General features: G+C 46.5%; 1 protein-coding gene. It reads right to left on the bottom strand.

What is annotated here, in order from left to right; genetic code table 11:
* Positions 1–1,253 (bottom strand): biotin/lipoyl-containing protein (locus VXQ92_RS18880; protein WP_416682832.1); only part of this gene is annotated, 1,253 nt, incomplete at both ends.

The following is a 1,253-nucleotide window of genomic DNA, read 5'->3' as shown; positions in this document are numbered from 1 at the left end:
CTTCTAGCTCAGTAATATCCGCAAGGTCAAACTGAGTTACTTGTGGAATGTAGTTGTTTAAAGACAACTGCGGTACAGAAACTTGCTGTAAACGTGTCATTGGTTTTACTTCACCGCCACCAAAAGCAGTAAAGTCAGGTAATGACGGCAATCCAGCCGGAGCAGCAGTAGCTTGAGCTACTGGTGCAGCTTGCGGCGCAGTTAAACGGCTCTTCACATAAGCAAAGATATCTTCTTTAACAACACGGCCATGCTCACCAGAAGTTTTAACTTGTGACAAGATCACACCAAGTTCACGAGCCAGCTTACGAACAGCAGGACCAGCATACACTTTAGCGTTTTCTGCTTCTTGCTCTTTCGTTAACTTATCAGTACCAGATGTAGGCGCCGCAGGTGCAGACTGAGTTGCAATAGGAGCGGCTGCTTTAGGTGCTGCTGCCTGTGGAGCTGGGGCTGCTTCTGCTTTTGCCGCTGGTGCAGCAGCAGGTGCTTGGCCTTCAGCTTCAATTGTTGCAAGCAATACACCTTGTGAAACTTGTTGGCCTGCTTGCAAGTGAATTGCTTTTACAACACCAGCAACGGTACTTGGAACTTCTACAGTTGCTTTATCTGACTCAACAACAACAAGGCTTTGGTCTACATCAACTTTATCACCAACTTGAACCAAGATTTCAGCAACAACAGCTTTATCTACACCCAAATCAGGAACATTGATATCAACTGAACCAGACTGAGCTGGAGCCGCTGCCACAGTTTCTTGCTTTGCAGCAACCGGTTCTGCTACCGCAGCTGGAGCTGGTGTAGTAGCAGGAGCTTCTGCTTGCGCATTAGATGCAGCTGCTGTTTTCACTTGAATAAGAACAACACCTTCTTTAACGGTATCGCCTTCTTTCACTTGAATACTTTCTACAGTACCAGCAACACTACTTGGAACTTCTACAGTCGCTTTATCTGACTCTACAACCACAATACTTTGTTCAACATCGATCTGGTCACCCACTTTAACGAGGATTTCACCAACCAATGCTTTTTCAACACCGATGTCAGGTACAGTCACTTCAACAGTTGCACTTGATGTAGCAGCAGGTTGAGCTGAAGCTTGAGTTTGTTGCGCAGGTGCTGGAGCAGCTGGCTTTTCAGCCGCAGGAGCTGGTGTTGGTTCCGGTGCTGCTTGTGCCGCACCTTCTGCTTCGATCTCAATCAAAGCAACACCTTCAGTCACATCATCACCTTGATTAATCAAGATACTTTTT

It is taken from the genome of Acinetobacter sp. 228 (assembly GCF_048147885.1).
The sequence above is the reverse complement of the archived record's forward strand: the minus strand, read 5'-3'. Positions and strand labels throughout refer to the sequence as shown.